We start from the raw sequence: 14,004 nt of genomic DNA, 5'->3' as shown, positions 1-14,004 counted from the left end.
GGTAAGTATTGTCAATGAGAATGCTAATGGAATTAATAATTAAATGAAAAATTAAGCGGGAATAGCTGAAAAGTTAGCTAATTGATTGATTATTTTCAAGAAATTTGTTATTATATGACCAGCGGTGTTGTGAAATTTAAATAAGCGTGGTGTAAGTATGTTCGAAGAGAATAGAAGAAAACAATTTAATGATCCTTTAGATTCTCAGAACCCTTTAAGTACTGAAGTCAATGATAGTGTTGTATTTTCTGGCAACCAAGTTCAAGGCATCCAATTTGAGATGGGCCAACGTGTTAACATCCAAGAACTTGACGCCTATCTAATTAAATACAACCGCCGCATTGAAGAACGATATGAAGAACGCAATGGTATCCTTAGCCAAGAAAAGATTGATCAAAAAGAAAAGCGTGCCGCCGCAATTGCTATCGAAAATCAACGTGAACGTGAAATTGAAATTCAACAACGACAATTACAATTACAATTAATTGAATATGAAATTGCTTTTCGTAGAGCAGCAGCTGCTGCTATGGTTAAATATCATCAAAAACAAGAAAATGATGAATTTCAAGATGAATTAGATGATGAAAAACTTCTAGCAATTAAAGAAAGATATGAAGCTTTAGCTGAAAGTAGTAGTAAATTTTATGAAAGTCTTTCTGAAAAGGATAATCTTACAGAAGACTTCCTTGAAGAATTTTATAGTGAAATAGAACCATTAGAAAGTGAGTATAATGATCTTCAGTATGACAATGCTTTAGATAATATCGAAAAGAAAGGCTTTGAAGTTGAAAGAGATGCTGATGGTGTTAAAGGTAAAACTCGTATAACAGGCAAAGATGATAACGGCGAAGTTTGTAGTCAAATGACGCATAATCGTAATAATCATGAATTTATGATTGAAAGGTTAAATGATGATGAAAAATCAATACATAATGTTGCTGATAATATCATTGAATTGCAAGCTAGCAGACTTGTTGGACCAGAACATAATTTAGAGTGTACTTTAAAATGTACACCAGAATCACAAGACAGCTTCAGTACACTTACTCAGGTACTTGAAGATAAAATTAAATCATTAGAACATAGTATGCCTCATGTATACAATAGTTTAAGTCAAGCGCTTGCTAGAGCTAAACTTGACCCTGTTAATCAAAAAGAACTTGTCGCTGCTACTGCTCAGGTTGTCGATGGTCTTGAAAAAATAGACTCTTTACTAAAAAAAGAACCAGCTAAGACTGATGAGTTAGCACAGAAACAACAACAAGAACTTGATTCTACACCAACACCTGACCCTCAGACTACAAAGTCAAAAGTACTAGAAGAAGATTCTGATCTTTCTTCAGGTAAAGAAGACGAAGCTTTACCCTTACATAAACAAGCACAGGAAGTTATGCAGCAAAAAATGCAAGAACAAGAAATGGGTCAACAACAGCAAAAATCCACATGGCCTCCAAATCCAATGATGCAATCTGATCAACAGCATATTGAAGTGGAAAGACAACAACAGCTTGATCAAGGTACGGCAGCTCCTGCAGCATAATCTATCCTATAAAATTACATCTTAAAATAATCAAAAATATATCAATTATTCTATTAAAATCGTAACATTTGATAATATTATATTTATTAAGTTACCAGTTATTTGATTATTCATAAAGTAATATACTATATATGTTATTGTTTTTTATTTTAATTAATAATGTATGATTATTAAAACATGCTGGTTATTTTTTAACCACCCCTGTAACAAAACAAGTGTTTCATGATATTTGATTATTTGATATTCTTAGCTTCATAGAATTTATTGAACGATTTTACTTATTTAAAGTTTAATTTATAGGAGTGAAAAGATGGCATTAACACCTGCAGAACTAAGACTAATTAGAGACCAATTAAATGACCGTCAGCAAAAAACTGAAGAAATAAAAAAATTTATTGCAATTATTGTTACTCTTAATGAGGAAAACTTTAAAAAGTTAGATGCATCTGACTTAAAGGAAATTGCTGAACAATTAGCTGAACACACAAAAGTAGTACAAGAAAATCTAGATAAGTTAAATGCTGCTGAAAATAAACAAGAAAAAGATATTGAACAACATAACAACTTATTAAATAAAATCAATGAAATGTATGATGACTTGGGTAAACTTGCTAAAGCCAAAGAAGCAACTATTGTTAATCCTGAGACTGAAATGGGCACAAATGATACTAAACTTAAAGTAGAGCAACCTAAAAATGATGGTAATAGTGAATTATCAGATAAATACTTAAGTTCACTGTCAACTAATATTAGTACTGCCCTTACTAATATCCAAAATAAACTTGGTCAAGGTACGACAGTCGCTACTACAAAATCCCCTAATGGTAATATCACATCTGCTGTTATTACCAATGCAAATAGTGGTGTCACAGCTACTTACACTGCACCAACTCAAGATACATCAGCATCATTAGATCTAGGTACAGTTTCAACTGACGTTGATTCAGATAAAGGTAAATTAAATATCCAAGCAAATAAAACTATTGCTGAAGAAATTTTACTCGCACAAAATAAAACGGTAGAGCAAGCAAGACAAGACGAAATTCCAGAAGAATTAATTAAACAAGATTTTGTTTTATCAGGTCAGAATACATCACCTGTTGTAGTTGATATTTTAAGTAAGTATCATAATATCATTGATCGATGTGAAAGAATTGAATCTGAAGCTTCTAAACAATCAATTACCTTTAAACTCAATGGTAATCAACCAGTACTTTCTCCAGTTGAGTCAAGAGCTAGATTATTTGACGATAATGGTAACCTTGATCTTGATTCTATACTTAAAAGGTTTAATGAATCTAAACAGCCTAGAGTTATTAAAGTTGACTCTAGAGCTGCTTTAGATGTTGTAGATCAGCTTGGATTAACTAGAGATGCTACTGCAGTTTTTCATCAAACAGGCATACAACATCAGCAAGCTGAATTAGAAGAAATGCGAGATAATTTTATGAGTTCAGTTAGTCAGCCATCATATGGAAACTTTCCAAAATAAAATTGTCACATTTCTCACTTTATCCCTACCCTTCTTCTAATTCTTATCATACAATTACAGAGCAAGAAAATATAAAAATATCATAAAAGTTAAGATTGAGGGTAAGTTGTATGTTTTCAACACTCAGATTATTAATTACACCCCTACTCTGCCTAGTGATTCTAACTTTAGGCAATGGTTTAATTACAACCTACTTATCTTTAAGATTACATGACTTAGGCAGTAGTAGCTTATCTATTGGTGCACTGACTACTTTCTACTATGCAGGTATGACGTTAGCTGCTTTTAAAACTGAAAAATTTATTTTTCGTGTTGGTCATATCAGAGCCTATGCTGCATTTGCCTCATTACTAGCTGTGACTACTATGTTACATGGTATTTATATTAATGATATCTTCTGGATTATTTTAAGATTATTTGATGGTTTTGCTATTGGTGGTTTATATGTTGTTATTGAAAGCTGGATTCTAACTACTAGTAATAAAGAAAACAGAGGTCAAATTTTAGCTGTTTATATGGTTGCACTTTATTTAGCTCAAGCTGGTGGGCAATTTTTATTAAACATCGGCCATCTTGAAAGCTTTATTCCTTATGCGATTGCAACGATTCTAGCCTCTCTATCAGTTATTCCTTTAGCAATGACTAAAACAGAATCTCCTAAATTTGAAGAGCCATCAACACTAAATATCAAATCACTTTTTAAAACCAGTCCAAGTGGCGTGATTACTTGTTTTATTAGTGGTCTTATTTTAGGTAATGTTTATGGTTTACTACCAATCTATATTTCAGATATCAATTATAATGTTAATCAATTAGCCTGGCTTATGGGTATAACTATTTTAGGTGGTATGGCACTGCAATATCCTATTGGTAAAATTTCAGATAAAGTTAGTCGCCGTACTGTGATTAGTGCATTAGGCTTAATCACAGCAATATTCTCTTTAATCATTATCTTTACTGCAGAGTATTATTTTTATTTTTTCTGCTTTACATTATTTATCCTCGGTGGAGTAACTTTTACACTTTACCCAGTTGGCATTAGTCATGCTTGTGATCGTTTAGAACCAAAAGATATTATTGGCGCAACTCAAGGTTTATTACTAGCATATGGTGGTGGAGCCATGCTTGGACCTGTTATTGCTCCTTTCTTTATCAGTACATTTGGAATGGTTGGATTATTAATCTTTTTTATCATTTGCTCACTACCAATGTCAGGCTTTCTTATATGGCGTAAAACACAAGTTGAAGCACCAACCGATGCAGAAAAACAAGACTTTACTGCAGCAACAACAAATACGCCTTTAATGAATGAATTAGATCCAAGAGCTGATGAAGAAGAGCATCAAAAAGCACCATCAAACTAGACTTTTATAAGCCTCAAGTGCCATTTCTCTGGAAAGTTTTAAATCTACGATTGGATAAGGATAAGTTTTGCCTAATTCAATTTTAGCTTGCTCTAATATCTCTTTTGGTGTTTGCCAAGGTGCATAAAGATATTTTACTGGTAATAATGCCAACTCAGGTATATAAGCTTTAATATATTCACCATCTGGATCAAATTTTTCCGCCTGTAATACTGGATTAAATATTCTAAAATAAGGTGCTGCATCAAAACCACAACCTGCAACCCACTGCCAACTAGCACTATTATTTGCTAAATCCGCATCAAATAAACACTGCCAAAACCATTTTTCACCTTCACGCCAATCAATCATACAATTTTTAATTAAAAATGAAGCACAAATCATACGTACTCGATTATGCATATAACCTGTTTGCCAAAGCTCTCTCATACCAGCATCAACAATTGGTATGCCTGTTTGCCCTTTCTGCCAAGCAATTAAACGCTCTTTATCCTTAGACCATGGAAATTGATTAAATTTACTTTGCCAGTTTTTTTTAGGTAATTGATTAAAATAAAATAATAAATGATAGGAAAACTCACGCCATGCTATTTCTTTTAAAAAATGAGCCTTGCCATCTGAATCTTCATAATTAGACGCTTTATGCCATAGTGTATGTGGAGATATTAAACCAAAGTGAAGTGCTGGTGAAAGTTTTGAAGTTGCATCCATTGCTGGAAAATCACGGCTTTTTTTATAATCTTTTAATCGGTTAGACAAAAAATCCTCTAATTGAGTTAAAGCATCATCTTCACCAATTTGCCAATATTCAATTACATCACTATACCAATTAATTTTGGGTAATAAATCTAATTGCTCCAATACTAATGAATATTTTTTATCTTTTATAAATGATAATGAATTTAAATCTGACCTTTTTATTAAATCTCGTGGTGGCTGTGCATTTAAACAACCTTTCTGATAAAAAGGTGTATAGACTCGATAAGGCGTTTTATCCTTTTTTAAGACAGTCCATGGCTCCCATAACAAAAATCCATTATAACTATGGATTTCAATACCTATTTTAGTAAAGACGTCTTTTATTTCTCTATCACGTTGAATTTGCCAAGGTTCATAGCAACGATTCCAATAAATTTTTTTAATTGAATAAACTTCAGTTAATTGCTTAAGAATTGTTAAAGGATCGCCTTGATAAAATGAAATTTTATTATCTAGCATTTGGTTTAGTTTTTTTAAAGAATAATAAAGCCAAACTTTAGAAGCCTCGCCTAAAGCATACTCTTTTGAATTAACTGTATCATCAATATAAATTGGTAAAATATCATGATTGTTAACCGCATTTGCTAATGCAGGATTATCTGATAATCTTAAATCTTGTCGAAACCATAATATAACCATTTATTTAATCTGACTTATAAAGCTCCAATTATCTTCAGTATAATCACTACTAGCTGTCCAAACCATAATACCAGCAAATTGTGATGCTGTAGACTTATTTTCTATATCATTAATTTGATCTTTAACTGTATCTGGTGTCATATAACCTTGTCCATCACTACTAGTTGCAGGAACACCTAAAATAATTTTAGTTGCTCCATCATTATTATTACTTTCCATTTGTGCATAAACTGCATCATATGCATCAGATAATGAAGGCTGCGGATTATTGTTATAATCTTGTATTGATAAATAATCAAAACATTTAACACCACCGCAAGCATCATGTGGTAATAATTCATTTAAGCTCGTATTGCCATTCCACATAAACTCATTACTTGAAACTAATTGTGGTGCACCAGTAATCGTAAAGCCATTTGGAAAGTCAGAAGCTCTAACCTGTGCCTGCTTTCTTAGTTCAGTAATAAAACTAATTAAATAATCTTGATCTGTATTCATACCAGCTTCAAGATCAAAGTCAATACCATCAAGTTTATTTTTTGCTAAAAATTCAATCACGCTATCAGCTGCACCTTGAGGGTTATCTGGATCAGGATTCCAACTAAATTTAGAATTTGAACCACCACCAAATGTTAACAAAACTTTAGCGCCCTGTGCTTGTGCAGCTTGAACATCTTTAACAAAGCCATCAAAATTAACATCCACGCCATAACCATTATTATTATATTGATTATTGTATAATGATACATCTGTACTCTGTATTACACCAAATGCAACTGGAATAATAGTATAACCTGCTTGTGCAGTTGCCAGTAAGGTTGGATTAGCTTTTGTCCCTGCATTATTGGTATTCAGATTATTCCAGTAACCAATATAGGTTAACTGACTATTTGATGGTAATGGCTTTTTAACTTTTAGCATATCCTGATGTGCAATAACACTTGAACAAGAGATGACCGAGATCACCAAGCCTAATGACAATAATTTTCTAAACTCCATTTCTATCCCACTCCATATTACAGAAAATTTTACATTAGCCTTATCTAAGTCTTTAGTCAATCATGATAGTAAATTAATATTATTATATTGTGATTTATATAGTTTTTGTTTGATTATTTTAACATGGTTTTATGGCAAATTTTTCAATAAAATAATTTAAATTTATCGATAGAAAACAAAAAAGGAATCAATATGCGCTATTCAAATCTAGTAAAGTTGTTATTATGCTTTATATTATCTTCAAGTATATCGTTTGCAAATACAAATTCAAATGAAGAAAATTTTATTAACGATCTTATATATGCAAATAAACCTTTACAAGAGTCTGATTTAACTAATCCATGTAACAATACTAATATTGAAAACAGAAGTATGTATACTCAATGGGTTTGTAAAAGTGCGATATCTACAAATACTCAAGATCAGAATTATTTAGTCATCGGTTCTAATGGGGGCCAATCTGCTGGCCATCAAGCTACTTCTGAAGGAATCGGCTTTGGAATAATTATATCAGCTGGCGTTATGAAAATTTTAAAAACTGAAAATAAAGAATCAACCCCCTTATACCAATTTGCTCAACAAGTTTTTACTAATAATTATCAATATTTAAAAAATGCTAATAAAGATAGAAGCTCTTATCCAGATCATTTAAATGATGGGCTTTATGCTTGGGCTTATGATAATGGTAAAATTAGTTCATCACCTTATTCAGATACCTCAGCATCTGATGGTGATATGTATATTGCTGCTGGATTAATTATTGCTGGTGAAGTAACTGGAAATACTAGTTTAAAAAATGAAGGCAATAATGCTGCATCAGCTATTTTAGCTCATGATGTATCTTCTTCAGGAGACTATCCAAATACAGTACAAATAGGAGATGGTGCTAATAATGGAAGTTTGCAAAATACTCAACCTTCAAAAGCTATTTTTCCATTAATGTACCTTTTCAAAAATACAACTAGTTCTACCAGTGAAAAGCAAAAATGGCAACTGGTTATACAGCAAACCTTAAACTTCATTAAAATACAGTTACCAAACTATCATAACTTACTTCCTTATTTTGGAAATTATAGTTATCAATATGGTTCTGACTCAGCACGAAATGCAATGAACTTAGGTGGATTGATTATAGCAATTAATAACGATAAGATAACCACACAGGATGATATAGATAATTTACATTTAGCTCAAGACAACTTAACAAATCTAATTAATGCATTAAGTCAATATTCAACAACTATTTGGTTAAGCGGACAGCAATATGCTAATATACCTACTGAAGTTGATAACATCAATACATCACCACATGCTTCTGGTCAATGGACTAATAGTGAATATCTAAGTACAACATTAACTGCTCTCGAAGCACTAGGAAATAGTAATCATTCACAATTTAATTTTAATGAGTTATTGACTGTCATATACCCTCAATATACAGTTGCTCAAGAAGGTAATAATGCCCCTTTTAATGTTGGTATAAGAGGTTTATCTGATTTAATAGCAAGCAATCAATTTAATTAACTATTGATTAATTTTCACTATTTTATAGCGATAAAGTACTAATAAACTTACAACAAAACAGATGATTCCTAACACATTAGCGGCCTTTTCAAAAGAAGGTCCAACTAGTGCTAAAGCATTTTGACTACCAGTATAACCAATAACTCCGGCAATAAAGATACTCATTAATGCTTCTCCAACAATCATACCTGAGGCAACTAACACACCAGAAGTTTTTGCATTATCCAATGCTTTCTCATCTTGATAACGTTTTTTAAGGTTACGATGGACAAATAACGAGATAAAACCACCCACTACAATTGGTAAAATCATTGACATAGGTAAATAAATAGCAATTGCGAATGAAAATAAACTAATTCTTGGCCACTTCATTGGTTTAAATACCATCTGATCAACAATAATTAAAACAATACCAACTAAAGCACCAAATAATAGCATTGACCAACTCATTTTATGCGTGACAATCCCTTGAACCAATGCCGCAGCTAGATTAGCTTGTGGTGATGTTAATGCATCAGAGATATCCATTCCCGGATTAGGAAATGGCGCACCAACTAAACCATAAGCGTTATATAAAAGATTAAATACAGGTGCAATAATAATAGCTGCAGCAATGACCCCCATCATTAAAGCAACTTGTTGCTTCCAAGGCGTTGCACCTACCACTTGTCCTGTTTTTAAATCTTGAAGGTTATCATTTGCAATACAAACAATAGCAAGAATAGTCGAAGTAATAAATAAAACTAGCCCAACTAAGAACTTTTGAGTGACGATATTTTTAATATCATGGCCAAAAAATGAAGTTGATATATAAGCTAAAATAAATGCAATGATAATCGCTGCTAAATAAACTAAGCCTGAAATCGGGCTATTAGAAGAACCTATAATACCTGCCATGTAACCTGCAACAGCAGCTAAAAGAAAACCAATTAATAAGACTAAGAAAATACAAATTAAGATCAATGATAATAACATACCAACTGACAAATCAACTGGTTGCGTACCAATATAATAAGCAAACACAGCAATTAAAGGTAATGCTAATAATAAAGTCATACTAGATAAATATTTAATTGGTAAATCTTTCTCAGTTCTGATGATTGTACCTTCACCGGTTCTTTGAAATTTTGCGTGATCTTCAAGTGAAGCTTTTACACCTAAAATTAATGGTTTAATCAAATTAATCACCGACCAAATCGCTGCAACCGCAATACAGCCAACACCAATATAACGAATATTCGTACTATAAATTTGATCTAGCACAACATCAGGTGATAACCCTTGATAAATTGGACTCATTGAAAAATAAGGTGTTAATATGAAATAGGCAAATACAGAACCTGCTAGCACACAAATACCCAACCTAACACCAATTAAATAACCTGCACCAACTAATGCTAAACCATAACCAAAACTAGCACCAACAACTATATTTCCAACTTTACCAGCATAGCTCACTGAACCAGCAACTAGTTTAAATCCACTAATTAATAAAGATAAAATTGCAGAAACTATTGCACCTATAACAATAAAACGAATCCCAGTTTCAATTTTTTCTTTACTTGTTTTATCTTTTTGCTTAATTCTTTCACCAACTTTTAAGACTTCAGCTGCTGCTTGTCCCTCTGGAAATGGCAAGTGACTTTGACTTTCTACAATTAATGCGCGTCTTAATGGAATCGTAAATAAGACACCTAATAAACCACCTAATACGGCAATTAAAGTTGTTTGCCAATAAGGTAATTCACTCCAAGTTCCAACAATAATTAAAGCAGGTAGTGCAAAAACAATAGCAGATAATGTCCCACCAGTTGATGCAAATGTTTGAACCACTGTATTTTCTAGTATATTTGAACCCTTAAATTTACTTAACACTGCCATCGATATCACTGCTGCAGGCAAGGTTGTAGCAAACGTCATACCAACTCTTAGTGCTAAATACATATTAGCCGCCATTAAAATAATGGTTATTATTGCAGCTAAAATACATGCCCTTATCGTAATTTCAGGTAATGTTGCCGATGGAGATATATAACTTTTCATTAATCAACATCCATATCATTCATTAATATCAAACTAGTATATTAGAAACAATTACCATAAATGGCAATTATATTTTTATTTATCAGTTCTATTGATATGTTATAAGAAAAAGAAAAAATCGGCTTATCTATTATATTTAAGCATTATAATTTTATATTTGAACAACTTTTCCAAAGTTTTTCATTTGCAATTTTACCACCAGTATTGGTATAAGTATAATGCGTACCATCACTGACTAAACCACATTGTTTAACTAGTCGATCAGCATCAAATTTAGTAATACGTTTCCATACTTGTGTACGTCCAATAAGGCTAATTCCCCAATAACCTCTTAGATATAACTCTCGTCCCCAGTTTTGAGTATATAAATAACCACTATAAACATGACCACTTTCTGGATCAAGTAAAGAGCCATCATCCCATTCAATACCATCACCTTGAGATGGCTTATCATCTGTTTTAGTAAAGCCCCATAATAATTTCATACCTTGTACTCGACTATCAGGCATTTTAGTATAATCATAGGTATAGCCATTATCTGAACCTTTACCACATTTTCCACAATTGATATCTGGTGGTGTTACTTCACTATTAACAAGTTTAAAAAATGGCACCAAAATTTTACCTTCAACTTTACCTGTTTTAGTATCTTCATAAACTTGAAAAACTGACTGCGCTTTACCTGTTTTATCACTATATTGAAGCCAATAACCAATTGGAGATAGTATATGTGATTTTTTGGACTCTTTTACATCTTTTGTTTGCGCTGAGTTAAACTGATCTACTGAAGCTAATACATTATTAAATGCTGCACAAATCCCTAAAGTTACTGATAATGTTACTAACTTGGATATCCGCATATAATTCTCCTTGTTTTATTTGTCCATCCTTGATTGATCAAGCTAATGTGCTTGATCCCAATTCTGCCCAATTGCAGCATCAACTGCAAGTGGAACAGTCAAACATGCAGCAGATTCCATCACTTTAATCACACCTTGTTTAACTTTTTCAGCATCATTGTGTAATACTTCTAATACAAGTTCGTCATGAACTTGCATAATCATTTTAGCTTGTGGGTAATGATCATCTAACCATTGATCTAGATCAATCATAGCACGTTTGATAATATCAGCCGCTGTTCCTTGCATAGGTGCATTGATTGCTGCACGCTCAGCTTGTTTTCTACGTTGTACATTACGTGATTTAATATCTGGCAAATATAAACGTCTACCAAATAAAGTTTCAACATAGCCTTGCTCTAGTGCTTTTTCACGCGTCTGCTGCATATATTCTTTAACACCTGGGTAACGTGAAAAATAAAGATCAACATAGTCGCGAGCTTCTGCTTGGCTAATATGTAACTGTTTAGCCAAACCAAATGCGCTCATACCATAAATTAGACCAAAATTAACTGCTTTTGCTTTACGGCGGTCTTCTTGTGATACTTCATCTAGTTGAATATTCAAAACTTCTGCTGCGGTTGCTCTATGAATATCAGCACCTTCATTAAATGCTTTAACCAAACCTTCATCATTAGATAAGTGTGCCATAATTCTTAATTCAATTTGAGAATAATCTGCAGCAATTAAAACATGGTTTGCTTTAGCAATAAAAGCTTGACGTATTTTACGTCCTGTTTCAGTACGAATTGGGATATTTTGTAAATTTGGATCTGAAGACGATAATCTACCTGTAATTGCAACTGCTTGATGATAAGAAGTATGTACACGATCAGTTTGTGGATTTATTTGCAGTGGTAATTTATCTGTATATGTTGACTTTAACTTACTTAAATGTCGATACTCTAATATAATAGCTGGCAACTCATAAGCTTGCGATAATTCCTGCATAACCTCTTCTGAAGTTGACGGTTGCCCACCTGGTGTTTTTTTAACAACCGGTATTTTTAAATCATCAAATAATATTTCTCTTAACTGTTTGGTTGATGCAAGATTAAATGTTTTATCTGCAAGTTTATATGCTTGTGCTTCAAGATTATTAATTTTAATTGCTAATTCATTAGACTGTATTTGTAGTTGCTTAACATCTAATTGAACACCAGTTTTCTCTATTTTATTTAAGACAAACATCACTGGCATTTCTTCATCAATAAATAATGTTTTTAATTTAGCTTCTTTCTCTAATTTTGACCAAAAGTAATGATGTAATCTTAATGTAATATCAGCATCTTGTGCAGCATAGGGTGTTGCTTTTTCCAAATCAACTTGATTAAAGGTTAGTTGATTTTTACCTTTGCCTGCAACTTCTTCAAAAGAAGTCGTTTTAACATCTAAGTAATATTGTGCTAATGAATCCATATCATGACGTGATGCACTACTATTAAAAACATAAGACTCAAGCATTGTATCATAGGCAACACCTTGAAGATTAACACCTGCTCTCGCTAATATTTTTAAATCATATTTAATATGATGGCCAATTTTTTTTATATCTTTATCTTCTAATACAACTTTTAAAGCATCTAAGGTTTTTTCATATGGTAGCTGCATTGGCGCGCCTAAATAATCATGTGCCAACGGAATATAACACGCCTGAGCTTCTTTAACTGCTAACGAAATACCAACTAGATTTGCACGCATTGGATCTAAAGCGGTTGTTTCAGTATCAATAGCAACTAACTTTGCATTTTTAACTTTCTCAACCCAATCATTCAATGCTTTTTCTGTCAAAATACATTCATATTGTGGTTGATCTGAAAGATCTTCCTGTTGGCTATTTTCACCAGTTGCTATCTCAACCTCTTTTAAAAATTTGTGAAATTCTAATTCTTTGTAAAAAGTTTTTAATTGCGTTGTATCTGGCTTTTGACATTTTAATTGATCAAACTTAATTTCTAAAGGTACATCGGTAACGATTGTAGCAAGCTTATAAGATAACGGTAGAATTTCTAAACTATTACGCAAGTTTTCACCAATCTTGCCATTAATTTGATCGGCATGTTTTATAATATTCTCTAAACTACCATACTCATTTAGCCATTTTGAAGCACTCTTAGGTCCAACTTTTGGCACCCCCGGTATATTATCAGAACTATCACCTACTAAAGCTAAAAAATCAATAATTTGTTCAGGTTTTACACCAAACTTTTCAATGACTCTATCACGCTTCGTAATTTCATTTTTCATCGTATCAACTAGCGTAATATGATCATTAACAAGTTGCGCCATATCTTTATCACTGGTTGAAATTAACACATCCCAACCATCATCAGATGCTTCTTTTGCTAAAGTACCAATCACATCATCAGCCTCAACACCTTCGATACTTAGTAAAGGAAAACCTAACGCTTTAATTAGTAGATGTAATGGAGCAATCTGCTCACTTAATTCATCTGCCATCTTTTTGCGATTGGCTTTATACTCTGGATAAAGTTCATGCCTGAAATTTTTACCTTTAGCATCAAAAATAATACCAATATGTTCAGTTCCCATTTGTTCTGGTAACTTTTTCAACATATTAATGACACCATAAATAGCACCAGTATGCTGCCCTTTTGAAGTCATTAAATAAGGCATAGCATGAAATGCTCTAAATAAATAAGATGAACCATCAACTAAAACCAAACGTTTAGTCGATTTTGAATCAACAGGAATATTCATAGTAGAAATTAACCTTAAATATAA

The 14,004-nt window shown here is 32.4% G+C and carries 9 protein-coding genes; 4 read left to right on the top strand and 5 right to left on the bottom strand.

Translation table 11 applies throughout. The annotated features are described in order from the left end of the window. The first annotated feature begins 157 nt into the window (after window positions 1–157). From KFE69_07710 to KFE69_07700, 3 genes are all read left to right on the top strand, one after another. The gene (locus tag KFE69_07710) at window positions 158–1,540 is read left to right on the top strand and encodes a hypothetical protein (protein UTW41400.1); all 1,383 of its coding nucleotides are present in this window, start codon (window positions 158–160) and stop codon (window positions 1,538–1,540) included. A gap of 310 nt (window positions 1,541–1,850) precedes the next feature. Beyond that, window positions 1,851–3,032, top strand: coding sequence for a hypothetical protein (locus KFE69_07705; protein UTW41399.1), 1,182 nt, complete (start codon window positions 1,851–1,853; stop codon window positions 3,030–3,032). A gap of 110 nt (window positions 3,033–3,142) precedes the next feature. Further along, on the top strand, window positions 3,143–4,396 hold the full coding sequence (locus KFE69_07700; GenBank protein ID UTW41398.1) for an MFS transporter: 1,254 nt from the start codon (window positions 3,143–3,145) through the stop codon (window positions 4,394–4,396). On the opposite strand, the gene KFE69_07695 is transcribed toward KFE69_07700, so the two are convergent. Together KFE69_07695 and KFE69_07690 are read right to left on the bottom strand one after the other, a co-directional pair. Then, window positions 4,388–5,794, bottom strand: a complete 1,407-nt coding sequence (locus tag KFE69_07695) for a deoxyribodipyrimidine photo-lyase (GenBank protein UTW41397.1) — start codon at window positions 5,792–5,794, stop codon at window positions 4,388–4,390. The two genes, KFE69_07700 and KFE69_07695, sit on opposite strands and share 9 nt — an antisense overlap. After that, window positions 5,795–6,793: a hypothetical protein gene (locus KFE69_07690; protein ID UTW41396.1), complete on the bottom strand. Its 999-nt coding sequence runs from the start codon at window positions 6,791–6,793 to the stop codon at window positions 5,795–5,797. Between the two features lie 192 nt (window positions 6,794–6,985). On the opposite strand from KFE69_07690, the gene KFE69_07685 reads away from it, so the two are divergent. Then, entirely contained in the window at window positions 6,986–8,317 is a 1,332-nt protein-coding gene (locus KFE69_07685) for a hypothetical protein (protein UTW41395.1), read from the top strand. Here KFE69_07685 and KFE69_07680 read toward each other — a convergent pair whose 3' ends face one another. From KFE69_07680 to polA, 3 genes are all read right to left on the bottom strand, one after another. Beyond that, window positions 8,318–10,360, bottom strand: coding sequence for an oligopeptide transporter, OPT family (locus tag KFE69_07680; protein ID UTW41394.1), 2,043 nt, complete (start codon window positions 10,358–10,360; stop codon window positions 8,318–8,320). It lies immediately after the preceding gene. 143 nt (window positions 10,361–10,503) lie between these two features. Beyond that, on the bottom strand, window positions 10,504–11,220 hold the full coding sequence (locus tag KFE69_07675) for a DUF2147 domain-containing protein (GenBank protein UTW41393.1): 717 nt from the start codon (window positions 11,218–11,220) through the stop codon (window positions 10,504–10,506). A gap of 42 nt (window positions 11,221–11,262) precedes the next feature. Then, window positions 11,263–13,980: a DNA polymerase I gene (polA, locus tag KFE69_07670; GenBank protein ID UTW41392.1), complete on the bottom strand. Its 2,718-nt coding sequence runs from the start codon at window positions 13,978–13,980 to the stop codon at window positions 11,263–11,265. Between the last annotated feature and the right edge of the window lie 24 nt (window positions 13,981–14,004).

The organism is bacterium SCSIO 12844 (genome assembly GCA_024397935.1).
Lineage (GTDB): Bacteria > Pseudomonadota > Gammaproteobacteria > Francisellales > Francisellaceae > M0027.
Note: the sequence above shows the minus strand (reverse complement) of the source record. Positions and strands in the feature narration are given on the sequence as shown.